Here is a 1,732-nt window from a genome sequence, read left to right on the forward strand (position 1 = left end):
TCCCTATTACAAAACAAAAAAAGAAAAAGTTGGACGCCCAGCCAATTCTCACACGATGAATACAGGGGCGGCGGATTCCTGTTTCCGGATAAACGTCCGGATGGATTCTAACCCCAGCCGCAGCTGCTCATCGTTTTCCGTGGAACAGGTGGCGATTCGGATGGCGTTGGAATCTATCCGGTTCCCCACGGAGAACCGCTCCGCTCCAAACACACGGACACCCCGGTGGGCAAGCTCCGATTCACACATACTTCCGGCACAGTGAGGCGGAAGCTTCAGCCACTGGTAGTAAGATTCCATACAGACAGTGCTTTCCGGGAAAAAGTCAGCGTAAATCCGATTGCGGGCCATCGCCATCTTCCGTTTTTTCTGTATGATTTTCCAGACCAGACCGCTTCGAATGATTTCCGCGGCAATTTCCATATTCAGCGAAGATATTTTCAGGTTCTGGCTGAACATCCCCTGTTCCACAGCATTAAAGTACTGCTCCGGAAGACAGAGATAGGCGATACGCAGTCCAGGACACAGCGGCTTGGAGAGTCCACTGATGTAAATACACTGTTCCGGAGCCAGCAACGCGACCGGTGAATAAGGTTTCTCCAGCAGGGAGGCATAATTATCATCCTCGATAGCAATCAGTTTCCATTTCCTTATCAACTCGGCAATCTCCTGTTTACGGGCATCCGAAAAAGCCAGATTAGTTGGATTCCCGCCGGAGGGCATCAAATAGATACCCTTGATGTTCTGATTAGCGCAGACCTGCTCCAGTTTATCGGGACGCATTCCATCCTTGTCCTGTTCAATGGGAACCAGCTGCAGATACAGCAGGTTAGCCAGACTGATAAAATTGGGATAAGTATAACTGTCAACGGCAATCCGGTCCCCAGCCTCAAACAGTGATGATAAAATAACCGCCAGTGCATTCTGGGCCCCAGCCCCGATCACAGTGTTGTGTTCCTCTGCATCCAGACCAAATCTGGACAGCCACCGGGCCGCTGTCAGAATCTGTCCACGGTCCCCCAGCGGATTGGAATACTCAAAAAGGCGCTCGGAATAAGGCTTTTTCAGAATATCTATGGTCAAATCACGGATGATGGAGTTCTGCTCGTAAAAGGGGTGAATGACTGCCATCTCAATTCCTTCCCCAGCATATTTTTCCACCGTAGATGTGGGGACATTGGCATAAGGAGTGACAAATGTTCCTTTCCCCGTAACCGCATGAATCAATCCTCTCATCTCACAGAGTTTATATGCCTTGGTGATTGTGCTTAAATTCAGGTCAAGAAAGTCTGCCAGCTCCCTCTGGGGCGGCAGCTTGGTATTGGCAGTCAGTTTCCCACTCTTGATATCCCGCTCCATCATATCTGCAAGGCAGTAGTAGATGGGAAATGACAATTCTTCTTTATTTGGTTTCCACGACATTGGATAGTCATCAAATGAGTTGACTGGCATAATGATTACTCCTCCATCTCCGGGATACAGCCGGTTTCGACACCTGGCCCCTCCAAAATCACTGTGGAATCTGGCTGGGGTGTGGTACTTGGCGGCTGGCTGGCCGGTGGTTCGACTTCTGGTGGCTGGCTGACCGGCGATTCGCTTTCCGGTGGCTGGCTGGCCGACGCTTCGCTTTCTGGCAGCTGGCTGGCCGGCGGTTCGCTTTCCGGTGGCTGGCTGTCCGGTGCTTCCTCCCTTTTGGAAGCTGCAGCTTTGGACTCCAGGACTGTTGTTTTTT

General features: G+C 51.0%; 2 protein-coding genes. Both read right to left on the reverse strand.

What is annotated here, in order from left to right; translation table 11 throughout:
* Positions 1–48: 48 nt before the first annotated feature.
* Positions 49–1,452, reverse strand: a complete 1,404-nt coding sequence (locus HMPREF9473_RS13760; RefSeq protein ID WP_006780738.1) for a PLP-dependent aminotransferase family protein — start codon at positions 1,450–1,452, stop codon at positions 49–51.
* Between the two features lie 5 nt (positions 1,453–1,457).
* The coding region (locus tag HMPREF9473_RS27745; protein WP_034858440.1) for a hypothetical protein at positions 1,458–1,732 on the reverse strand (275 nt) is incomplete at its 5' end.

The organism is Hungatella hathewayi WAL-18680 (assembly GCF_000235505.1).
GTDB lineage: Bacteria > Bacillota > Clostridia > Lachnospirales > Lachnospiraceae > Hungatella_A > Hungatella_A hathewayi_A.